Source organism: Chitinophaga niastensis (assembly GCF_003014755.1).
GTDB lineage: Bacteria > Bacteroidota > Bacteroidia > Chitinophagales > Chitinophagaceae > Chitinophaga > Chitinophaga niastensis.
In genome coordinates, this window is record NZ_PYAW01000005.1 from 393,731 (window position 1) to 417,258 (window position 23,528).

Genomic DNA, 23,528 nt, shown 5'->3' on the forward strand with positions numbered 1-23,528 from the left:
AGCGACGAAGATAAGTTTTTTCAGCGTCGTGCAAATATGAAACTGTGACCTCGTATAATTTTTCAGAAAAAATATAATCAGAAATGTATTTTTACTTTTTGCAATCGAATTAAATGATGGGCCGTATACATTACTTTTTTATATCCACGTTATCCCTGGCCATGTTTGCCTGCGGACAAGGAAACAAGCATAAGAACGCCAGTCAGCACGAGAAAGACTCGATGGCTATGCGTGAAAAATTTGCTACATCACCGGTACTGGATGGCAAAACGGCCATCAGTAAAATGCAGTTCGACAAAGGACTGGCTGTTCAGTTGGTAGCTGAAGAGCCGATGGTAGTGGCACCCGTGGCCATGACCTTTGATGAGCGCGGAAGAATGTGGGTAGTAGAGATGACCGGCTTTATGCCCGATACTGCCGGTACCGGAGAAGATAAACCCGATGGAAAAATTGTGATCCTCGAAGATACCACTGGTGATGGAGTGATGGATAAACGCACTGTATTCCTGGACTCCCTGGTATTGCCAAGAGCAGTATGCCTGGTGGAAAATGGCGTACTGGTGGCCACACCGCCGCAGTTGTGGTTTATAGAGAACAACGGTGATAAACCCGGCAAAAGAACATTGGTAGATGATCAATACGCTGCCGGCGGCAATGTGGAGCATCAGCCCAATGGTCTGTTCCGGGCTATGGACAACTGGATCTACAACGCAAAATCGGATAGGCGTTACCGTAAGGTGGGAGATAAGTGGTTGAAAGAGAACACACATTTCCGTGGACAATGGGGCGTTACCCAGGACGATCAGGGCCGTCTTTATTATAACAATAACTCTGAAAACCTGCTGGGAGATTATTTCCCGCCGGGATTGGGAAGTAAAAACCCGCAACAGCAAAATGCTGCCGGTTATGATGAGAAGATAGTGCCGGATAATCATGTGTATCCCATCCGCGCTACACCCGGTGTAAATCGCGGTTACCAGAAAGGCGTGCTGGATGATAGTTTGCGCCTGGTGGAATTTACTGCCGCCTGCGGACCATTGATCTATCGTGGTGGACTGCTGCCTGCTGAATACGCAGGAAATGCTTTTGTAGCAGAACCCTCCGCCAACCTGATTAAAAGAAACCTGTTATCGGATAGCAGTTTTGTAGTGAAAGGCGTGCAGGCATATAAACATAAAGAGTTCCTGGCCAGCACTGATGAACGTTTCAGACCTACAGGCCTGTATACCGGTCCGGATGGCGCCATCTACATACCAGATATGTACAGGGGGATCCTGCAACATAAAACATATCTCACTCCTTATTTAAAAAATGAGATAAAAACGCGTAACCTCACGCAGCCATTGAATTGTGGTCGTATCTACCGTATTATTCCTGCTGGTGCCAAACCGCAGCATAAATCTATTTTACTTAACCCCGATTTGCTGCGCAACCTGCTGCATGATGCTAATGGAGCGTTGCGGGATAAAGCACAACAGCTGATCATTGATCATCAGATAACAGCACTGGTACCGGGTTTAAAGGAGATGTTGAAAGATACCCGCCAACCATTGGCACAAATTCACGCGTTATGGACACTGGAAGGATTGCATCATCTCACTTATGAAGATATAGCCGGCATCTGGCAACAACCCGATGCCCGGATGAAAGTGCAGGCATTGGCCACATTACCTTCCATATTAAACAGTACCAACGTGAAAGCTGTTGCAGTTGCGCTGGACAGCCTGAGTAATAACCCGGACCTGGCGCCGGTGGTTGGTTATTTATTACCGGCCGTATCCAAACTGGATAAAGGAGCAGGCGCTCACCTGGAAGATAAACTGATAAAAGCGTTTGCCCATAACCGTTATGTATCTGCTGCAGTGGTTAACAATGCTACAAATCGCGAAGCTGTTTTACTTAAACAGGTGATTGCCTGGAACCCTGATACTACATTGGTTTTGCGCAGACAACTGGAAATCGTACTGAAAAGTATGGCTAATAAGGAAAACGCAAAAAGAATGGCCGAACTGAAAGTGAGCTTGCCCCGTGGCTACAAAATATTCAATACCGTATGCCAGACCTGTCATGGTAAAAACGGTGATGGTATTGCTTCCATGGCCCCCCCGCTAAATGAAAGCAACTGGGTGAACGGTAATAAAAAAGCGTTTATCTCTATTGTATTATATGGTCTTACCGGCCCGGTGGAAGTGCATGGAAAAATGTATAAAGCCCCCGAAATAAATGGTGATATGCCAGGTATTGGTGGCAGTGATGAATTTAACGATGCTGATATTGCGCAACTCCTGACCTTTTTACGCAGTTCCTGGAATAATAAAGCAGGTAAGATTTCGGAAGCTGATATACAACAGGTGCGTAAACAATATAATGGCCGCCAGAAGCCCTTCACAGCAGCTGAATTGGGGAATTGATGCATAGTTGTAAATAAAACTCCTTATATTTGCCGGATACAATTGTTTTAATTGAATCCGGTAAATAGCATATTATTCTTTCTTAATACACCCTGTGCATCCAAACGCACGTGCGGGTTCCTTTTGCCGTTCTTATCCTGTCCAAAAGACTTCAACAATTAATCCCGGGCAACTTTAGCATGTAAAACGTTGTACCCGGGGGATGACTATCTGTATCATAACTTGTAGCTCAATCCATTTGTATTTTTTCCAAAACAATCTTATAAAATCAGTTTTATGAATCATCGGATAGCACGATGGGCGGTTTATTTTTTATGCCTTTTGCTGGATGTAAGTGTGGTAGTAAGCCTTTATCGTGGTTATTTAACCGGGTGGATATTTTTGCCGGTGGCAATAGGTATGACCATCCTTACGATTTATGACCGCCTGCAAAACAAGCATGCCCTGTTACGCAATTACCCATTGCTGGGAAGGATACGCTACCTGCTGGAGCAGATCCGGCCTGAGATGCGCCAATACTTTTTTGAATCAGATACAGATGGAAGACCATTTAACCGTCGTCAGCGTGCAGTGGTGTACCAGCGTGCAAAAGATGTAAAACAAACCGTAGCCTTTGGTGCATTGGAAAATATGTACGAGCCGGGCTATGAATGGGCGGCCCACACTGCATTTCCGATGAAAGTGAAACCAGAGGTATTAAGAGTGAACATTGGTAACGAACAATGCGATCATCCGTATAACGCCAGCCTGCTCAACATCAGCGCTATGAGTTATGGTGCCCTGAGTAAAACGGCTATTGCATCACTGAATGGTGGTGCGCAAATAGGTGGCTTTGCCCATAACACAGGCGAGGGGGGAATTAGCCCATACCACCTGCAACATGGTGGTGATCTGATCTGGCAGATAGGTACGGGTTACTTTGGTTGCCGCGATGAGAAAGGAGATTTTTCTCCTGAAATATTTGCGGTAGCTGCTGCTGAACCAACGGTGAAAATGATTGAGCTGAAACTGAGCCAGGGCGCCAAGCCTGGCAAGGGGGGCGTATTGCCGGCGGCTAAAAATACCCCGGAAATTGCGGCCATCCGTAAAGTGAAAGCGGGTGTAAGTGTATTGTCGCCCGCAGCGCATACTGCCTTTACCAATGAATATGAGATGCTGGCCTTTTTACAGCAGCTGCGTAAACTTTCCGGAGGCAAGCCGGTAGGATTTAAGCTGTGCGTGGGCCGTGCTGATGAGTTTGAGCGTATCTGTACTGCAATGGTAAATACGGGTATCTACCCCGATTTTATTACAGTAGATGGTGCAGAAGGCGGTACCGGTGCGGCGCCGCTGGAGTTTACAGATTCTATTGGTATGCCTTTATACGATGCATTGGCGTTGGTAGTGAACCTGCTGAAAAAATACAAATTAAAACAGGATGTCCGCATAATGGCCAGTGGCAAGGTGATTACGGGCTTTGATATTATGAAGCTCCTCGCCATGGGCGCAGATGCCTGTTATAGTGCCAGAGGTATGATGCTGGCATTGGGCTGTATTCAGGCGTTGCAATGCGATAGCGGTAGTTGCCCCGTAGGTGTGGCTACACAGGACCCTAATTTATACCAGGGGGTAAATGTGGCTGATAAAAAAGTACGCGTGGCTAATTATCACCGCAATACGATTGCTGCACTGGCAGAACTGATGGGTGCCTGCGGTTTTGCTTCAGCAGAAAAAGTGAGTCCTGCTGCCATGTACAGACGTGTAACAAGAACGGATATACGATCTTATGAAGAAATATATGCACCGGATCATAACAGATCTGCAGGAGCAGCATTGTTTCCGGGGCCTACTATTAACAACTGATAAAAATGTAGAACCAGGATCAAAGGATTGAATGGATTACCCTGATATTTATTTTACATTATAAAAAGAGAAAGCCCGGAACGCCGGGCTTTCTCTTTTTATAATGTAAAATAAATATCAAACAACAAAACGTCCATCAGGGTAATTCATTCAATCTTTTAATCCTGGTCTTATTTATAGGCGATCTTATCGCCGTAACCTATATGGTATTTATCACAGAACCCACCGTTTACTTCCAGCACATACTTTGCTTTTTTGAAAGAAGGTAAACTCTGCTCTGATAGTGGTGTGGCGTATTTCTGGATGGATACGATCTCCATATTATCAGCGATATAGATAATGTCAAGAGAGATGTAGGTATTTTTCATCCAGAAAGAGCGTTCTTCCATATCATTGAAGATGAAGAGCATGCCTTGTTCATCCGTCATGGATTTACGATACATCAGTCCATCTTCCCGCTGCTGGTCTGTTTGAGCTAACTGGATATCAATTTTGCGCAAGGTATCAGCACCGGATTTGGAGAGGAAGGCTAATGTTGCTTCTTTTTTGAAAGCAGTTCCATTAGCGGTTGCTGTTTGTACATTACTTACCACAGTGCCCGTGTCCGGAGCTGTGTTACTACTGTTATTATCTGCATTATGATGACAACCCGATACATACAGACTGGCTACCAGTATACATTTAAAGTGTAGTTGCATAAGATACAAGTGCTATTTGGTGAGCAGTTCTTCATCAGAAAAAACTACGTCAGAATAATCTTTTATTTCGTTGTAAACAGTATCTCTTTCCACTGGTTTTCTGCCGGCTTGTTTAATAAGCATGGCCAGCTGCGCTGTGTTCATAGAGGGGTTCTGTTCTTCAGAACCAGCCATAGAGTAGATTTTGGTAGTATCATCAATGGTACCGTCCAGATCATTTACGCCAAATGACAAGGTGAGCTGCGCAGTATTTCTTCCCAGCATAGGCCAGTAGGCTTTCAGGTGAGGGAAGTTATCCATGTACAAACGTGCAACAGCGTATAGTTTCAGATCTTCCACAATAGAGCTTTCCGGAATATGCGACATATCATTGCCTTTATTGCGGAATTTCAGCGGGATGAAGGTGTTGAAGCCGCCGGTTTCGTCCTGTAACTGGCGCAAACGCTCCATATGATCAATGCGGTGTGCGTAGGTTTCCACGTGTCCGTACAGCATGGTAGCATTGGTATGCATACCGCGGTTGTGGGCGGCTTTGTGAATAGCCAGCCATCCGTCGGCATCTACTTTATCATGGCATATTTTAGCGCGAACATCCGGGTGGAATATTTCCGCACCGCCGCCAGGCATGGATTGCAGGCCGGCTTCGTTGAGGATGCGCATTCCTTCTTCCACGCTCACTTTTGCTTTACGGAACATGTAATCCAGTTCCACGGCGGTGAATCCTTTCACATGGAGGTCCGGACGATGTGCCCTTATTTTCTGAATGAGTTCTACAAAGAAATCCAGTTGCATTTTAGGATGTACTCCACCTACGATATGTACTTCCGTAACGGGTTGGTTATCGTATTTTTTAACGATGTCCATCATCTGATCAATGCTCAGTTCCCAGCCGTCTTCCCGGTTTTTATACAAGCGGGAATAGGAGCAGAAGTGGCAGGTGAAGATGCAAACGTTGGTAGGTTCTATATGAAAATTACGGTTGAAGTAAGTTTTGTCGCCATGCCTCCGCTCTCGCACATGATTGGCTAGCGCACCCAAAAGGCCGATATCGCCTTTTTCAAATAAGATCAGCCCTTCATCGGGCGTAATTCTTTCCTGTTGGAGGATCTTTTCTGCAATACGCTTCAATTGAGCGTCCAGATTGGCTTGCTGAAGGAGCGTTTGAACAGCCGGATTATCTTTTCTCGTCGTCATCTTACTTTCATTAATTTGATGGTGTTGGCCCTGTTCCTGTAAATTAATTTTACAAAATAAACACCATTTGGTTCATTTACCAAATTAAAGGTCATACGGTTGCCGGCACCGATAGCAGTTGCTGGTTGACTCATCAAAAACTGTCCCTGCGCATTGTAAATGGCTACCCTTTGAAGGTCCGTCGGTACCTCGTAAAATGTCACCCAAACGATGCCATCTGTCGGGTTCGGGTTAATAAGTACGCCCTTTTCCTTTAGGGTCGGATTGACTTCTTTACTAACAATTCTTATATTATCAATATAAATGTTATTCTCTGAATTTGAGATGTTTCTGAAGGCTACCTGAAACCTTGCTTTATGTATAACAGCCGTTAGATCTACTGAATCACGACGCCATTCATTGGCGGCAGGAATGAACTCTGTTGTGAGCGCGGTAGGGTGGGTAATGAGATTAGGACCCCATTTGGCGTATACTATTTCACCTGTTTGCCGGCAATCAGATGTAACCAATATCTTTAATGTATCCCAGGCATTTCCGACACTTGCAGGATCGGTATATACTGCTGCGGCCACATCAAAAAAGAGGAATACAGAGTCATGTGCCTGCGGATCTATCACGGGTGTAATGAGATCATCTGCCTGATCGTTGGTGTTGTAGCCGAGGTTACGCATCAGCGCCGAAGCGTTACTGTTTTTGCCTACGTTGCGGGCACGTTCCCAGGTAAAGCTGTGGTCGGGGTTGTAGAGGTCCCAGCCCGGCGGTGGGAAGCTGTCGTTTTCAAAACCTTCTGCAAAAGGAAGCGTGGCTTCCGCATCATAACGGAAACGGCTGCTCGTGGTATCATTGGCGACGTTATCGTCGGGTAGTCCGTTTGGTGATTGTGTATAGGCTTTCAGGTCATAGATGCCAATGTTCACATCTGTGGCTGGTAAGGTAACGCTGGTTTCCTGCAAACTGCCCAGGCTGCCCGTCCACCGATAGGGAACAAGCGGGCCGTTATTGAGCCTGTAATAGATGGTAACGGCTGTCAGCGTATGCGCGCCTCTGTTGCGCATAGTAACTACCGGCTGCACATGGTTATTGCATATTTTGCCGTTGGGTGCTGCGACTGCCGTGAGCGAAGCATCTTCATTCAACAGGACAACCGGAACACAGCCATTAGAGGTGAGCAGCGTGCTGGTAATATTTTCCAGCACAAAGCGCATACGATCTGCTTGTCCGGCGGTAAAAAGGTGCATACAGGCATCATCGGTATAATCCATGTAGTTCATGAACATAATGCCGGGGAAGACAGTAGTGCAGTTATCCATCTTTGGAAAAGAAGGACATCCATAGGTATGATCTCCCTGCAAAGGGGTATCGGCAATGCCATCGTCCAGTACACATCCGCCGTCATCATCTGCCCATATATGCTTTAAACCAAAATAGTGGCCTATTTCGTGGGTGGTGGTCCTGCCCAGGTTATATACAGGTCTTATGCTGCCGGTGGTACCAAAGGCAGTATATTGAATCACAACACCTTCCTGTTCTGCCGGATAACCAGTGCCGGGAGGTGCCGCTACACCAAGGTAATTGCCGGAGAGCCGTGTTACCCATATGTTGAGGTATTTACTGGTATTCCAGGCGTCAGAGCCGCCGGTGCTGTTGTATTTTACATCCGGACTGCCGTTGAGGATGGGAAAGCTTTGTCCTGCTGCGGTTTTAACACGCACAATGCCGGTGGTAGGCTCATCAGCGGGTGTCCGCTGTGCGAGGCAAAAATTAATCTTTGTATTGCCAATGATAGGCTGCCAAACGGGGGGGACCTGGCTGATATCAGCGTTGGTGCCGGTATAGTCGTGGTTAAGCACATCCAGTTGTGATAACACCTGTGCAACGGTTACGGCAGCCGTGTCGTCCATCACAATATGCACCACTACCGGAATGGTTACTGTTTGCGGAACAGCATCCGCTTTTACACGAAATTGCTGGCGTTGTTGCCCCAGCATCATCCTGTTTTCGTTGTTCTGTATGAGTTGTTGTAGTTGTGGGTGCTCTATTATCCGTTGCTGGAGGGCAGCAGCGGTACCGCATTTTCGCTGGGCGATAGCAGTGGCACAATAAAAAAAGGTAAAAAGGATAATGATAGAATTGCGCAAAAAAGTAAAATTTGATGTTGATCAGATGATTTTAGATTGCTATTATTTACCGGATTGTAAGATACGTTGCAGAAGTGAAAATATAGGAAAGGGACAGATAATAAGCAAAAAAAGAGCGTCCCGGTTTGATCCGGAACGCTCTTTCAATCAGTTTTATATTACAATTACATGTTGGCCTGTATTTTCTTTTCCAGTACGGATTTAGGCACAGCGCCTACCTGTTTGTCTACAACCTGACCACCTTTTACAAACAGGATAGCCGGGATGCTGGTGATACCGTAGTTTACGGATAATTGTGGATTCTGATCCACGTTAACTTTTCCGATGTTTACTTTACCTGCGTAATCCTTAGACAGTTCTTCGATTACCGGACCGATAGCGCGACAAGGGCCACACCATTCTGCCCAAAAGTCAATAACAGTTAATTTATCGGAATCCAGAACTTCCGTTTGAAAATTCGCATCAGTGATTTCTAAAGCCATATGATACTGTGATTTTAATGTTTTATTAATGATTGTTTTGATTGCTGATTTCCAGTGTATAATCAAATCTTGATCCGGGTGCAAATTACTGCATTTTTGGCATCCTACTTATTGATTATCTCTATATAGACATCAATATCCGGCTGTTTATACAGGAAACCCGCCAACTCGTCATTCATCTCAATATTTTTGTTGAAAGTATGCAGTTTTGCCTGTAGCTGTTCATCCCGGTCGGTTAGCTGCAAATGCAGGATACTATTGCCCGGATAGCGGTTTACATTGTCTACCAGGAAATCAACGGTCTGACGGTTGAGGCTCTTAGGCATCGTATTCAGGAACACCTGTTTGGTATGCGTTTTCTTTACTTCCTGCAACAGCTGAATGCTGCCCACTTTAAACTCGTACTCGTTATCATTAAAGCGCTTGGATTTAAAGCCACCATTGATAAAGAGGCAAAGACCGGGTTTCAGGTAAGGTGCAAAACGGATAAAGTCTTCACTCCACAAAGCAAACTCAAATTTGCCGGTGTAATCTTCAATGGTCATTACCCCAAACTGACGGTTGTTGCGGGAAATTCGTTCCTGTGCATTGGTAATATATACGGCCAGTCTGAAGTTACGCTCTCTTGAACGACCGCCACCGCCGCCGGGTTGGGCTATCTCTGTTTGATATTCTACCAGCTCCTGCACGGAATTCATGTGGTAGTGCTTCATTTCAAAGCGATAATCATCCAGCGGATGACCGGAAATGTAGATACCTGTTACATCTCTTTCGTTATTCAGCTTCATGATCAGCGGCCATACATCGCAGGGCGCTATTTTTGGCGGTTCTACATCCGGCATATCATCGGCACCAAAAAGGCTGCCTACGTTGGAGGAACCGGCTGTTACCTGCTGCCCGAATTTTACAATCTTATCCAGACCAGTCAGTGTTTCACCTTCCGGTTTGTTAAAGTATTGTGCGCGGTGCAGTAGAGGGAAACAATCGAAAGCACCGGCCATCACCAGGGCTTCTATTGATTTTTTATTAACAGCGCGTTGATTTACGCGTTTGATAAAGTCAAAGATATTTTTGAAAGGACCTTCTCTTTTTCTTTCTTCCAGCAGATTTTCGATGGCGGCTTCGCCTACACCTTTTAATCCACCCAGGCCAAAACGTACCTGGCCCTGTTTGTTCACAGCAAAGCCTTTGAAGGATTCATTCACATCGGGCGGCAATACATCTATGCCCATGCGTTTGGATTCTTCCATGAAGAAAGTGATCTTTTCAATGTTGCTGGCGCAGTTCAGTACCGCAGCCATATATTCTGCCGGGTAGTGGGCTTTGAGGTAAGCCGTTTGATAGGCTACGAAAGCGTAACAGGTAGAGTGGGATTTGTTGAACGCATAAGAGGCAAATGCTTCCCAGTCGGTCCACACTTTTTCACAAACCTTGGGATCGTGGCCATTGCTGGCGCAGCCTTCCATGAATTGTGCCTTCATTTTATTCAGTACGGCAATCTGCTTTTTACCCATGGCTTTACGGAGTACATCCGCATCACCTTTGGAGAAGTTAGCCAGTTTCTGACTCAGCAACATCACCTGTTCCTGGTATACGGTGATCCCGTAGGTATCGTTCAGGTATTCCTCCATTACAGCCAGATCGTATTGTACAGGCTCCAATCCGTGTTTACGGCGGATAAAGGAGGGGATATACTCCAGCGGACCCGGACGGTACAAGGCGTTCATGGCAATCAGATCGTCGAATCTATCCGGCTTCAGTTCACGGAGGTATTTCTGCATACCGGGCGACTCAAACTGGAAGGTAGCGTTGGTTTCGCCTTTCTGATACAGGTCGTATGTTTTGGCATCGTCCAGCGGAATATTATCTATTTCAATGGAAAGACCGTGGTTCTGTCGAATCAGTTCCAGTGCGCCTTTGATGATGGTAAGGGTTTTCAGCCCCAAAAAGTCCATCTTGATTACGCCGGCGGATTCGATGATGCTTCCTTCAAACTGGGTGACCAACAGGTCGGAATCCTTTGCAGTGGATACGGGAATGAGATCGTACAGGTCTTGCGGTGCAATGATGATACCCGCTGCGTGGATACCGGTATTACGAACGGACCCCTCCAGTACACAGGCTTCACGAAGCACTTCTCCCTGGAGATCATCTCCTTTGATCAGTTCCCGCAGCTTTTTCACATTTTCAATATCTTCTCCGGCGAGGCCTTCTTTATCGGCCAGGCTCTTTTCTCCTTCCAGCGGTGCGTTGAAGAGGCGGGCCAGCTGTATGCCCGGTTTATCCGGCACCAGTTTGGCGAGGGCATTGGAATCTATCAGGGGCAGGTCCATTACACGGGCCACGTCTTTGATGCTCATTTTAGCGGCCATTGTACCATAGGTGATGATTTGCGCCACCTGGTTACGGCCATATTTCTGTACTACGTAGTCAATTACTTTCTGACGGCCTTCATCATCGAAGTCCGTATCAATATCGGGCATGCTCTTACGTTCCGGATTCAGGAAACGCTCAAACAGGAGGTTATACTTAATGGGGTCAATATTGGTGATACCTACACAATAGGCCACCGCGGAGCCGGCTGCAGAACCTCGTCCGGGGCCGATGAATACGCCAAGGTCGCGCCCCGCTTTGATGAAGTCGGCCACAATGAGGAAGTAACCGGCAAAACCCATGTTTTCGATTACCTGCAATTCAAAGTTGATACGTTCTTCCACTTCGGCGCTCATTCCCTGGTACCGGGTGCGGGCACCTTCAAAGGTAAGATGGCGCAGGTATTGATCCTGGGTGAAGAATTCTTTTGGAATAGGGAAGTTGGGCAGGAGAATATCTCTTTTGAGATCCAGCAGCTGTACTTTATCCACTATTTCGTTTGTATTGTCAATAGCTTGCGGCAGGTCATGAAACAATTTTGTCATTTCCTCCGTCGTCTTGAAATAGAACTGGTCGTTGTAAAACGCGAAGCGTCTGTTTTTTACCCCGGCATCATCATCTGAAAATTCTTTGTTGGTAGGTGTACTTTTCTTTTCACCGGTGTTGATACAAAGCAGGATATCGTGTGCATTGGCATCTGCCTGATCGACGTAGTGGGAGTCGTTGGATGCAATGATTTTTACATTGTATTTCTCTGCAAAGCGCAGCAGTACCACATTTACCTGGTCTTGTTCCGGAATGCCGTGGCGTTGCAGTTCTACGTAAAAATCATCTCCAAAAATATCCAGCCACCAGCGGAATTCTTTTTCGCCTTCTTCTTCTCCTTTACGCAGGATCACTTTAGGAACGGATGCACCCAAACAACAGGTAGTTGCAATCAGTCCTTTATGATATTGTAAAATCAGTTCTTTATCGATGCGCGGATACTTTCCGTACAACCCTTCCATGTAGCCGAGGGAACAAAGTTTGATAAGGTTACGATAACCTTCATCATCTTTTGCCAGTAATACCTGGTGATAGCGGATATCTTTTTCTTCCCGGGTAAACGCGCGTTTATGGCGGTTTTCTACTACATAAAATTCACAACCAACAATTGGTTTTACTTTGAGCCTTTTATCTTTCGGATCGCCTGGATTTAATTTATTGTTATATGCTTCTGCCACAAACTGGAATGCACCAAACATATTACCGTGGTCTGTAATCGCCAGTGCCGGCTGATTAGAAGACATGGCCTTTTTGTACAGCGATTTGATGTCTGCGGCGCCATCCAGTAAAGAGAATTGGGTATGTACGTGTAAGTGGGAAAAATTCATCTGCTAATCTGTTTCGTCAAGCGGCAAAAGTAGGATAAAAAAGTCTGAACTGTGATTTTTATGATTAGTATGATTATCCTGATGAGCGAAGATCTAAGCGGGTATTGTCTGAACCAGGATTTTTAGGATTGAATGGATTACCCTGATGGGCGTTATGTTGTTTTATATTGAAGATATCCGCTAAAATCTACGCTTTGATCTTCGGCACCCATCAGGATAATCCATTCAATCCTAAAAATCCTGGTTCAGACAATCTCCACTCATCAGGATAATCACAAAAATCATAAAAATCACAGTTCAGATGATCTATGTTCTTAAGAATCATGAAAATCACAGTTTCGTAATTACTTAATAGTTTGTATTTTAGCAAAAATTTAGCCAGACGCTTATGATTAGAGTAAAGGGACATCTTTGGGTGAAGTTATCGATTTGTGTATTGTCATTGAGTTCCTGCGCGTCTCTTCATAAAGGTACCGCTAAAAAAACGACGACTACGCCAACAACTGCTGACAACAGACATGCTGAGTTTATTGATGGCATTTCTACCGGTCGTAATAACCGCAACAATACTTCTTCCTATAATAAAGATGTCAGCATCAGCAAAAATATAACCCGCGGCAGTGCCAACCTGGAGAACGCGCAGAGCTGGCAGTTTAAATATGCACAGGTACTGGACGTACCCGTAGAAGAGGTGCTGAATCAACGGTTATATAGTTTTATTGAAGAATGGTGGGGCACCCCTTATCGTTTGGGAGGTAAAACCAGGAATGGGATTGATTGTTCCGGTTTTGTGAATACATTGCTGAATGCTGTTTTTCAACTGAGCATGGCAGGAAGTAATTCTGTTCAACTTTATAACCAGGTAACAAGGCTTAGCTCCCGCGAACTGCATGAAGGCGACCTGGTATTCTTTAAGATTCATCACAAACGCGTCTCCCATGTAGGCATCTACCTGGAGAATGATAAATTTGTGCATGCCTCTACCAGCGCTGGTGTAATGATCAGTGACCTGAAAGAGCCTTACTGGAAAAAGTATTTTGCCGGCGGCGGAAGACTGTAGCTCCTCCACACATTTGTTTTATTGTTAATTTTATGCGATTTTTACCGTTTTAATTTACTAAACTGCCTGTGGCAGTATCTATCCGTATTATGCAATTTGCTCCCATCGTATTATTCGTATATAATCGTCCTGAACTGACCCTCAGCACGCTCGTGCATCTGAGTAAGAACAAAGAGGCAGGGGAGAGTACATTATATGTTTTTTGTGATGGTCCTAAAGAAGGCGCTTCACCGGAGCAACTGGCACTGGTAAAAAAAGCACGTGAAATAGTTCATCAGCAACAATGGTGTAAGGAAGTGATCGTCATGGAAGCGGAAAAGAATAAGGGGCTGGCTACTTCCGTCATTGATGGTGTTACGGAGATTATAAATAAACATGGTAAGGTGATAGTGCTGGAAGATGATCTGGCCGTATCACCTTTTTTTCTGCAATATATGAACGACGGGCTCACGAAATATGAGCACGACGAGAAAATGATTTGTATTCATGGTTATCTCTATCCCATTGAGATACCAGCAGATTATAAACCGGATACTTTTCTGATACACGATCCCGGCTGTTTGGGATGGGGCACCTGGACAAGGGCCTGGAATAAATTTGAAAGAGATACAGATAAAGTGATTGCGCAGATCAGTGAAAAAAAAGGATTAAAGGCGGAATTTGATTTCTGGGGCGGTTATCCTTTTTTCAGGATGCTGCATCAGCATAAAAAGGGGAAAGTGAGTTCCTGGGCTATCCGCTGGAGAGCCGCAGCCTATATACATGACATGCTTACACTTTACCCGGTAAAATCGCTGGTAAGACATGATGGCAATGTGGCAACTGCTACCCATCATTTTATGGAAGATGACTATACATATACAGAAATTTACCAGGACAGAATTCGGGTAGAAGATATTCCCGTAAATAATTACCTGTTAATAGAAAAGAAATTCGGGACTTTTCTAAGACGTAATGCCGGCATGACCATTCAGGCAAAAATCAGGAACAGGATTATAAAATACTGGAGAAAAATTACGGGTAATGCTTAGGAAGATATTAAGAAGACTGAAAAGAAACATTATATCCCCGGTATCCTGGGAAAGTTTGAGAAGACTGGAACCGCTTTCCACCACCTTCGGCTTTGACAGAGGCACCCCCGTAGATCGTTATTATATAGAACAGTTTTTGAGCGCCAATAAGCACCTTATCCATAGCAATGTGCTGGAGATAGCAGAGAGCAATTATTCCAGGAAGTTTGGTGAAAATGTGAGCCGCTTTGAAGTATTGCATGTACAACCTGGTAAACAGGTAACCATACAAGGCGACCTGACTAATTACGCATCTTTGCCGGCCAATCATATCGATTGTTTTATATGTACACAGACGTTTAATTTTATTTACGATTTTAAGACGGCTATAGCAGGTGCGCATTACCTGCTTAAACCAGGTGGTGTATTGTTAGCTACCTTAGCAGGCATTACCCAGCTATCTGCCTATGATATGAAGCAGTGGGGCGATTATTGGCGGTTTACCCCGCAATCGGCCACAAAAGTATTTGGTGAAATTTTTGGAGAGGAAAATATAGAGATAACATCGTATGGGAATGTACTTGCCTGCACTGCCATCCTGCAGGGGATTGCAGCAGAGGAATTATCGGTAGCAGAGCTACAGCATAATGATCCTGTATACCCGGTAATTATCACCGTTAAAGCAAAAAAAGCATCACATGGGATTGATCAGCGATAACCTGGGAAAGATCAAACAGGTTTTTAGCAATAAGTTTTACCGGGAGTATTTCCGTTTATATCGTAAGCATTACGGCCAACAGATACAGCAGATAGCACCCGCTTCTTTCCTGCACTATGATATCAATATTGTAGACGGATCTTCTTTTGTATACCAGTATAAAGAAATATTTTTCAGCCGCGTATACCAGTTTGAGAGCAGCAACAAAATACCTGTGATCTTCGACTGTGGCGCTAATATAGGGTTAAGCTGTATTTATTTTAAGTCACTGTACCCAGAAGCCCGCATTACAGCCTTTGAAGCAGACCCGTTTATTGCCGGGGTGCTGAGCAGTAATATCAGTAAGAATAATTTGTCAGCTATCACAGTGGTAGCTAAGGCAGTATGGACGAATGAAGAAAGCATTACTTTCTATAGTGACAATGCAGATGGCGGGAATGTTTTTGGAGGCAACGCAGGTGGCACTAAAGTGAACGTTCCAACGGTGAGATTAAGGAGCATGCTGGAACAGGAAGGAACCATTGACTTTCTTAAAATGGACATAGAAGGCGCTGAGATAGCCGTGATAAAGGATTGCGATGGTGCTTTATCCGGGGTGGACAATATTTTTATAGAATATCATTCCTTTAATAAAACACCACAGGGGCTCGGTGAAATACTGGAAACGCTGCAACGAAACGGGTTCAGGTATTTTATTGAATCTGCCACTGAAAGAGCCATGCCGTTCATCAATAAAGCTACCGGAGAGGTGATGGACATGCAATTGAATATATTCGCCTATAAAATATAATACATACTGATGGGAAACCTAAGTGGGAAGATATTTTCTGTAATGCACTATGTTGCCAACAAGGTGCAACGTCCGGCTGTGATATTATTATACCACCGGGTAACGGAGTTATCCCAGGACCCTCAGCAGTTATCAGTTTCCCCTGCCCATTTTAATGATCAACTGGCGCACCTGAAATCGGATTATAACGTATTGGATGCGGATCAGTTTTTATATCATGTGCAGCACAAAAAAGCCTTTCCCGAAAGAGCGGTATTCGTCACTTTTGATGATGGGTATGCAGATAACTATCATGAAGCGATGCCGCTGCTGGTAAAACACGAAGTTCCTGCCTTGTTTTATATCACTACTTCAAAAATTGATACTTCCTACGAATTATGGTGGGATGACCTGGAACGTATCCTGTTAACCGACGGCACCTTACCGGCCACTTTGCAGATTAATATTGACGGCAGGTTGTGGGAATATGCGACGGGCACGCTAACGGCTATACGTGAAACTTATTACGCCCTGCAAACAATATTACGGTTTTGTAAACCGGCAGTTATTGAAGCAGCCATGCAGCAATTATATGACTGGTCGGGTAAAAGCGCTATGGGCAGGGCCTCACACCGGCTCATGACATGGGATGAAGTGAGGGATATTGGACAATCGCCTTTTGCTACTATTGGTTGTCATACACATCGTCATCCGGCAGTAGGGATGCTTACCTATGAAGAACAACTGGCTGAAATAGGTGCTTCCAAAGAGATACTCGAAGCAATACTGGCAGCGCCACAGGTACATTTTTCCTATCCTTTTGGCGGGAGAAAGTTCCTGGGCAGCAAACGTTATTATAATGCAGATAGTATCAGGGCCTGTAAAGCATTAGGGCTGCAGTTAGTATGCGCCAATTATCACGGACAGGTACATAGCTGGAGTAATCCTTTTGCATTACCAAGGATACTGGTGCGTGACTGGCCGCTGGAAGTATTTCGTCAACATATGGAACAGTTCTTTAAATACTAGCGGGTGAAAGTACTTTTTATCAATAAATATGAAAATAGCGGAGGTGCTGCCATTGCTGCCCAAAGAATAGGTGAGGGGCTGGAACGGTATTATCATACACAGAATCATTTTCTGGCCGGCATCCATCGCAAGGCAGCAGCTAATGTGACGGTAACCCGCAGTGGTGCCGTAGCTAATTTCATAGAAAGAGGTATCAATGTACTCAGCAATCGTTTGGGGCTGCAATATTTTTATTTTCCTTTTTCCACACCGGCTATATTGCAGTGCGCAAGGGCGTTTAAGCCCGATGTGATCAGTTTGCATAATATTCATGGTGGTTATTTTGATACGTCTTTATTACCCAAACTATCTGCCTGTGCGCCCATTGTATGGACGTTGCATGATATGTGGGCCATCACCGGCAACGCAGCACATACCTTTGGTGATACTTCCTGGAAAGCGGCAAAAGCCGGCCCGGGAGAACATAAACATGCTCCTGCTATAGGTTTTCCTACCGGTAATTACCTGATAAAACGAAAGCAGCGGCTGTATGCCGAAAGTGATCTGCATATTGTATCACCTTCGCGCTGGCTGTATGATATGACCACCGAAAGCCCGTTGACAAAACATCAACCGCTGTATCATATTCCCAATCCAATTGATACGGATTATTTTAAAGCGCAGGACAAAGCGGCTTCGCGGCAGGCACTGGGATTACCGGTGGATGCCCGGGTAATTACTTTTGTATCTGAAAGATTGTTTAACAGCGAATTCAAGGGAGGCGACGAACTGCTTAAAATATTACATTTACTGGATGAACAGCTGGACCGGGAGGTGCATCTGCTGATGATAGGGAGGGATCGTTTGCCCGGTACTTTTAAGCACCTGAAATGTGTGTATACCGGTTATGTGAAAGCCGTAGATAAAATGATGCAGTGTTATAGTGCCAGCGATATTTTCTTTTATCCTACGAAGGCTGATAATCTGCCGAATGTGCTGATAGAGGCCGGTAGCTGTGAAACAGCCTGTATTACTTTTGATGTAGGCGGTTGCCGCGAAATTGTATTGGATGGTAAAACCGGCTATGTAATTGCGCCGGGTATGCATGAGCAATTTGCTGCCAAAACATTGTCATTGCTACAGCATCCGGATAGGTGCCGTGAATTTGGAAAAGCTGCTAGGGCTTACATGGAGCAGCATTTTGGTATGAAGGTGATTGCAGAACAGTATCACCGGTTATTTGCATCCGTAATAAGATATTAGTTGAATTTATTTAAACAGCAGCTAGTGACGAATAGAGCTTCTTCACCGGTATTGAGCATTATTACCGTATGCTACAACGCCGAAAAATTTATTGAAAATACCATTCAGAGTGTGCTGGCGCAAACCTATCCGTATATAGAATATATTATTGTGGATGGTGCTTCCAAAGATAATACGCTGGGAGTAGTGGCGCCATACTGTTCCCGCATTGCCAAAGTAATTTCTGAAAAAGATAAAGGCCTATATGATGCTATGAACAAAGGCATGCAACTGGCTACCGGGGAGTATTTGCTGTTTTTGAATGCAGATGATACCCTGGCTGATAATGACGTGATAACGAAGATGCTGGCTACCTGTGCCGATGCAGATGTGTATTACGGAGAAGCCATGTTTATGGATGAAAATGGTGCTGACCTGGGATTACGCTCTGCGCAAACACCCCACCAGGTGCCGGAGCAGCTGAACTGGAAAAGCCTGAAACATGGAATGGTCGTGTCGCATCAGGCGTATATTATTCGTCGTAGTTTAAGTCCGTTGTACGATTTACAATACAAAGTTTGTGCGGACATAGACTGGATGATACGCTCGCTGAAGGCATCTCACAAAATATGTAACACGCACCAGGTGGTAGCAAAATTCAGGGTGGGCGGTACTTCCAAACAGCATCAACAGCTGGCCTGGAAGGAAAGATACAGCATATTAAGTAAGTATTATGGGCATCTTCCTAATTTTACACATCATTTATTTATAGGGCTGCGTTATATCTTCTCGAAAAAATATTAACAGGGATCATTACCTGTAAAAGAAAAGCCTCCGTTATGTTTTACCATGACGGAGGCTTTTATATGTTTTGCTTTTACTTTTTTACTACTGTTTCTTCTTTTTTGTTTTGTGTAAACAACTCCCAGCCGAATGCGGCTATTACTAACAACAGGAGCAGTGTAGAAGAAATACCTGCAATTTTCTGGCCTTTGAAGAAGGTGGCGGGTTCAAATTTCAGGTCAATTTTATGTTGTCCTGCAGGGATTTTTACACCACGCAGTGCGTAATCCACGCGTACAATATCTGCTGGCTTGTCATCAATGAAAGCTTTCCAGCCGGCAGGATAGTAGATTTCAGAGAATACGCCCAAACCTTCCTGGCTGTTATTGGATGTGTATGCGAGGCTATTCAAACCGTATTTGGTGAGTTTGATGGATGCGCTGGAATCAGTACCTGGTTTGAAGTTGCCACCCAGTTGCGATTGAAAACGTTTATCTATTACCGCTGTGTCGCGTGTATTCAGGTAATCCAGCGTTTTCATTTCGGTATTGGCATCCGGTGCCCATACGATATCTTTTACAAACCATGCGTTGCCGTAAGCATCGGGGTTGCGCTGTGCTACCGGCTGACCGGACTTCTGATCAGGTACTATAAAATATTTAGTGTTGAGCATATTCAACACGTGCATATTATTTTTAGCAATCTGATGAGAGATGAGATCCTGGTAGAGCCACAATTTGGCCGGGCTGTAACCACCTATACTCTTATGGAAATAGGAAGGTGTGGCATCGTCAAATGGTGAGGTAGCCACATTAAATACGCGGTAGTATGGATCCGGATCCTGTTTGATCTGCTGATCTGCTGCGGAAGGTGTTAATTCCTGCATGAAGGTCATATCATCTACAAAGCTGTCGTTGTTCAGATAATTTCTATCTACCTGTACCAGGTCAATCGTAACTGCAGCAGCAATAATAAAAGCAGCCACCGGCCATTTCAGTTTATCCTGCAGGAATGCCCAGATAGCACCTGCGGCAATAGCAATGAATACGATGGAGCGGAAACTATCTTTCAGCAACAGGCTGTTACGATCTTTTTCCAGCGCACGGATCAGGAGTTTACCATTTTCTTCTCCACCCATCATCTGTGCAAAGTATTGCAGCATACCGGCGTCGCTATGGCTGCTGAAACCAACGAAGAAGATACTGATCAGGTTAAAGAATACAATTATTCCACCTGTGATCAATAAGGATTTTTTCAATTTTGTGAGCAGTTCCGCTTTGGTGTGTTTGCCATTCGCTACTTCCTGTAAGCCCCAGCAGGCCAGCACTACAAAGGTGAGAGAGGGCAGTACCAATGCCTGTGCCGGTGCACGGAATTTGTTATATAGCGGGAGATGATAGAAGAGGAAGTCGTTGATGAAGCTCATATTTTTGCCCCATGCCAGGATGAAACCGATAGCAGTTACTGCTATCAACCACCACTTCTGCCAGCTGGTAACTAACAGTAACGACAATACGAAAAGAAAGCAGATGATAGCACCTACATACACGGGGCCGGAAGTTCCTTTTGCCTGTGCACCATAATACATGGGTAATTTCTGCTGCGACAGGAACTGATCTACCTGAGCCTGTTGTACACCCAGACTTATCATTTGCTCACCGAAATTTGAGCCGGAGCTCAATTTTTGTGCAGATGAATTACCTACGTAGCCAGGTATCAGGAAGGTAGCTGATTCCGGAACTCCATAGCTCCAGTCGTATGCATATTCTATTTCGAGACCGGTTGATTTCTTTTGTGTTACGTCATCCTGATCCAGTGTGAGCTCAGACTTGCTGCCACGCATGGTATAGTCTGCATATTCGTGGAGTATCAGCAGGCTATCCATAGAAGTAAGCACTGCTAATCCGCCTGCGATGGCCAGTAATCCGGATGCTTTGAAGAATTGTGGTAATTGTTTTTCTTTATAAGCATGAACAAATGCACCTGCTGCGAGGCACAATACCATGATCAGGGTATAATAAATAATCTGGAGATGGTTATTGTAGATGAGCATACCCGTAGCCAGGGCCGTTAAGGCGGCACCTGTCAAGAGGCGGCCACGGTAGGTAAGGATGATACCTGCCAGTACAGCGGGCATCAGGGCAATGTCGTACATTTTGGTAACGTGACCCACATCAATGATGATAACATTATAAGAGCAGAAAGCAAATGCAACGGCGCCCATAACACGGATCCAATATTTAAAATCCAGTATGCATAACAACAGGTACATGCATATCATGGCAAGGAATAACATGTTAATAGGGTCTGGCAGGTTTAGCGTAACCACCCTGTTCATATACGCTACTTTGTTGGCGCCGGGACCTGTAAATACTACATAGGAGGGCATGCCGGAAAACATGTTGTTAGACCACAGCGGACGTTCACCGGTTGCTTCATAAAAGTCCTTTGCCTCTTTAGCCATTCCTTTCACATTCTTCATGTCGCTTTGGTTCACTATCTTGCCTTCAAGGACAGGAGAGCAATACACAACAGCCAGCAATAAGAAAATGCCTATTGCCGCAACATGTGGAAGAATGGCTTTTAGCCAGTTTTGCTTCATCGGATATTTTGGATTTAGTTTTAAAGAAACAAAAATAACTGTAATTTATCCGAAATTTCAATATGCGCTGGTTACGTTTTCTGTTAAAATTTGCTTTCATATGCAATCTGTGCTTTATTATCGGTGAAATCCTTCGTATTACAGCGTATAATCATTCATGGGATGCTATTGTTAATCACGTGCTGGTTTTGGGTGTAGGTATGGCATTTCCGCTGAACGGACTGGTATGTATACTAACGGCCATCCTGTTACTGCTGAAAAAAATACAATGGAAAGCGTTGCCCCCCTGGTTATATTTGCTCAATATTGCTATCTTAATATTTCAACTTATAGTTAATTTTTAAATGATTAAGAACATCTTAAACGATAAGCCCACCAAACTTTTTATGGTATTTGCCTGTTTTTTTGTGGCAAATGCACTGATTGCAGAATGTATTGGTGGTAAATTATTTTCGCTGGAGAAATTATTCGGATTGCCTGTTCATACATTTACCCTGTTTGGCGAAAGCGGGTTGGCATACACACTTACAGCCGGCGTATTATTATGGCCACTGGAATTTGTGATGACAGATATTGTAAATGAATACTTTGGCCCCAAGGCAGTGCGCCGTATTTCCTATATCGCTGTAGCGCTGATCTCTTATGCCTTTATCATGTTTTTTGTGGCCATGAAAGTGCCGGCAGACAGCTGGTGGCGTGGTAGCAAGGCAGAAGGCGGGATTCCGGACATGCAAACCGCTTTCTCAGGTATTTTTGGTCAGGGTATGTGGATTATCCTGGGTAGCTTAACCGCTTTCCTGGTGAGCCAGATTGTAGATGTGACGGTATTTCACAGAATAAAAAGGCATACCGGCGAAAAGCATGTTTGGTTAAGGGCTACCGGCTCTACCATCGTATCTCAGCTGGTAGATAGTTTCATTGTCCTCTACATTGCGTTTAAACTGGGTAATAACTGGAGCTACCAGCGTGTACTGGCCATTTGCATGGTCAACTACAGTTATAAATTCGTTGTGGCGATAGCGTTAACACCATTGATCTATTGGCTGGAGCATCGTATAGAACGTTACCTGGGACATGCCACCGCGGCTAAAATGAAGGCAGCGGCCATGGGAAAGGAACATCCGTATGAAGAACCGGTAACAAACGATTGATTTTTGTCTTTCTCCCGATTAGGCTGATTATACTGATTACCCTGATTTTCTTTTACTGATTATAAAAAGATTAGCGAAGATTGAAGCGAATATACCCGCTCTGATCTTCGCTAATCTTTTTAAATCTTTCAAAATCAGTAAAATAAAATCAGGGTAATCAGTATAATCAGCCTAATCGGGAGAAAGACAAAATAATATTAGTACCTGTTTTTAACCATATCCGCTACTACTTTATCAATGGGTAAAGTAACTGCTGCTGCGGAAAACTCTTCCCAGTCAATCCAGCGGGCGCGTTCAACTTCTTCTGCACCTTCCGGTACAGTGAAATCAAAAGGAGTGGTGATGGTTTGTGCAGTGAAGGGAGATATTGGTGTAACAAGATAATAAATGGAGATGATCTGTGTTTCGTTATCAAAAGCAGAGATCTGGAAGAAATCAGTTGTATAAAGGTGCTCTACTACTTTTACATCCTGGCTCAGCTCTTCCTGCCATTCCCGCACAATACACTCCAGGGTACCTTCCCCGAACTCCAGACCGCCGCCAGGAAACTTGGTGTAATAACCTCCACGGATATATTCGTCGCTTACCAGCACCTGTTTTTTATCATTGATCATGATGCCGTATACTCTTACATTAAATCCTGTTTGCATGCCATGTTTATATTATGTGAAAGT

18 protein-coding genes are annotated in these 23,528 nt (G+C 44.6%); 11 read left to right on the plus strand and 7 right to left on the minus strand.

Annotated features, from left to right (window positions below; genetic code table 11):
• The first annotated feature begins 113 nt into the window (after positions 1 to 113).
• Positions 114 to 2,411, plus strand: a complete 2,298-nt coding sequence (locus CLV51_RS22590; RefSeq protein ID WP_245898897.1) for a DUF7133 domain-containing protein — start codon at positions 114 to 116, stop codon at positions 2,409 to 2,411.
• 276 nt (positions 2,412 to 2,687) lie between these two features.
• Entirely contained in the window at positions 2,688 to 4,253 is a 1,566-nt protein-coding gene (locus CLV51_RS22595; RefSeq protein WP_106530355.1) for an FMN-binding glutamate synthase family protein, read from the plus strand.
• A 170-nt stretch (positions 4,254 to 4,423) separates the two neighbouring features.
• Here the strand turns inward: CLV51_RS22595 and CLV51_RS22600 are convergent, their stop codons facing one another.
• The 5 genes from CLV51_RS22600 to dnaE all read right to left on the minus strand — a co-directional run bounded on the left by CLV51_RS22600 (position 4,424) and on the right by dnaE (position 12,511).
• Complete coding sequence (locus tag CLV51_RS22600; protein ID WP_106530356.1) at positions 4,424 to 4,951, minus strand: DUF192 domain-containing protein; 528 nt, start codon at positions 4,949 to 4,951, stop codon at positions 4,424 to 4,426.
• A gap of 12 nt (positions 4,952 to 4,963) precedes the next feature.
• On the minus strand, positions 4,964 to 6,145 hold the full coding sequence (mqnE, locus tag CLV51_RS22605; protein WP_106530357.1) for an aminofutalosine synthase MqnE: 1,182 nt from the start codon (positions 6,143 to 6,145) through the stop codon (positions 4,964 to 4,966).
• A complete protein-coding gene (locus CLV51_RS22610) occupies positions 6,142 to 8,283 on the minus strand; it encodes a M43 family zinc metalloprotease (RefSeq protein WP_146151355.1) in 2,142 nt (713 codons plus the stop codon). The genes mqnE and CLV51_RS22610 overlap by 4 nt, the downstream gene beginning before the upstream one ends.
• A gap of 164 nt (positions 8,284 to 8,447) precedes the next feature.
• Positions 8,448 to 8,765, minus strand: a complete 318-nt coding sequence (trxA, locus tag CLV51_RS22615) for a thioredoxin (RefSeq protein ID WP_106530431.1) — start codon at positions 8,763 to 8,765, stop codon at positions 8,448 to 8,450.
• Positions 8,766 to 8,869: 104 nt separating this feature from the next.
• On the minus strand, positions 8,870 to 12,511 hold the full coding sequence (gene dnaE / locus CLV51_RS22620) for a DNA polymerase III subunit alpha (protein ID WP_106530359.1): 3,642 nt from the start codon (positions 12,509 to 12,511) through the stop codon (positions 8,870 to 8,872).
• A gap of 388 nt (positions 12,512 to 12,899) precedes the next feature.
• Here dnaE and CLV51_RS22625 point away from each other — a divergent pair, with 388 nt between their 5' ends.
• The 7 genes from CLV51_RS22625 (at position 12,900) to CLV51_RS22655 (ending at position 19,122) form a co-directional block, all read left to right on the plus strand.
• A complete protein-coding gene (locus tag CLV51_RS22625; protein ID WP_106530360.1) occupies positions 12,900 to 13,571 on the plus strand; it encodes a C40 family peptidase in 672 nt (223 codons plus the stop codon).
• Positions 13,572 to 13,639: 68 nt separating this feature from the next.
• Entirely contained in the window at positions 13,640 to 14,602 is a 963-nt protein-coding gene (locus CLV51_RS22630; protein WP_146151356.1) for a glycosyltransferase family protein, read from the plus strand.
• A complete protein-coding gene (locus CLV51_RS22635; RefSeq protein ID WP_106530362.1) occupies positions 14,595 to 15,299 on the plus strand; it encodes a methyltransferase domain-containing protein in 705 nt (234 codons plus the stop codon). The genes CLV51_RS22630 and CLV51_RS22635 overlap by 8 nt, the downstream gene beginning before the upstream one ends.
• Complete coding sequence (locus CLV51_RS22640; RefSeq protein ID WP_106530363.1) at positions 15,280 to 16,089, plus strand: FkbM family methyltransferase; 810 nt, start codon at positions 15,280 to 15,282, stop codon at positions 16,087 to 16,089. The genes CLV51_RS22635 and CLV51_RS22640 overlap by 20 nt, the downstream gene beginning before the upstream one ends.
• Positions 16,090 to 16,098: 9 nt before the next feature.
• Positions 16,099 to 17,097 carry a polysaccharide deacetylase family protein gene (locus CLV51_RS22645; RefSeq protein ID WP_106530364.1) on the plus strand — a complete coding sequence of 333 codons (999 nt, stop codon included), beginning with the start codon at positions 16,099 to 16,101 and terminating at the stop codon, positions 17,095 to 17,097.
• Positions 17,098 to 17,100: 3 nt separating this feature from the next.
• The gene (locus tag CLV51_RS22650; RefSeq protein ID WP_106530365.1) at positions 17,101 to 18,339 is read left to right on the plus strand and encodes a glycosyltransferase; all 1,239 of its coding nucleotides are present in this window, start codon (positions 17,101 to 17,103) and stop codon (positions 18,337 to 18,339) included.
• 24 nt (positions 18,340 to 18,363) lie between these two features.
• Positions 18,364 to 19,122 (plus strand): glycosyltransferase family 2 protein, encoded by a 759-nt coding sequence (locus CLV51_RS22655; RefSeq protein WP_106530432.1) that lies wholly within the window; start codon positions 18,364 to 18,366, stop codon positions 19,120 to 19,122.
• Positions 19,123 to 19,195: 73 nt separating this feature from the next.
• Here CLV51_RS22655 and CLV51_RS22660 read toward each other — a convergent pair whose 3' ends face one another.
• A complete protein-coding gene (locus tag CLV51_RS22660; protein ID WP_106530366.1) occupies positions 19,196 to 21,703 on the minus strand; it encodes a YfhO family protein in 2,508 nt (835 codons plus the stop codon).
• Between the two features lie 62 nt (positions 21,704 to 21,765).
• Here CLV51_RS22660 and CLV51_RS22665 point away from each other — a divergent pair, with 62 nt between their 5' ends.
• Positions 21,766 to 22,047 carry a hypothetical protein gene (locus CLV51_RS22665; protein ID WP_106530367.1) on the plus strand — a complete coding sequence of 94 codons (282 nt, stop codon included), beginning with the start codon at positions 21,766 to 21,768 and terminating at the stop codon, positions 22,045 to 22,047.
• Positions 22,048 to 22,854, plus strand: a complete 807-nt coding sequence (locus CLV51_RS22670; protein WP_106530368.1) for a queuosine precursor transporter — start codon at positions 22,048 to 22,050, stop codon at positions 22,852 to 22,854.
• Between the two features lie 197 nt (positions 22,855 to 23,051).
• Here CLV51_RS22670 and CLV51_RS22675 read toward each other — a convergent pair whose 3' ends face one another.
• Positions 23,052 to 23,504, minus strand: coding sequence for an NUDIX domain-containing protein (locus tag CLV51_RS22675; protein WP_106530369.1), 453 nt, complete (start codon positions 23,502 to 23,504; stop codon positions 23,052 to 23,054).
• Between the last annotated feature and the right edge of the window lie 24 nt (positions 23,505 to 23,528).